At 63.5% G+C, this 230-nt stretch carries 1 pseudogene; it reads right to left on the bottom strand.

Annotated features, from left to right (window positions below):
* A pseudogene (locus KVT45_RS55890) lies at positions 1-230 on the bottom strand (carbohydrate ABC transporter permease); the annotation flags it as partial.

The following is a 230-nucleotide window of genomic DNA, read 5'->3' as shown; positions in this document are numbered from 1 at the left end:
AGCACGATCGGCAGCAGGGCAATGACCGCCATCTCCAACACCGGGCCGAACACCGACTGGCTGGAGGAGTCAACGAGGGTGACCAGGGCGAGGGTGAGCGTGAACTTGTCCGGGACGAAGAGGTAGATGAGCTGGGTGAAGAAGTCGATCCAGGTCCAGATGAAGGGGAAGATCGCCGTGGTGATCAGCGCGGGCCGGGTGAGCGGCAGGCTCACGCTGGAGAAGCTGCG

It is taken from the genome of Streptomyces sp. GbtcB6, assembly GCF_019091475.1.
Lineage (GTDB): Bacteria > Actinomycetota > Actinomycetes > Streptomycetales > Streptomycetaceae > Streptomyces > Streptomyces hyaluromycini.
This window is presented reverse-complemented; position numbering and strand designations above follow the sequence as displayed.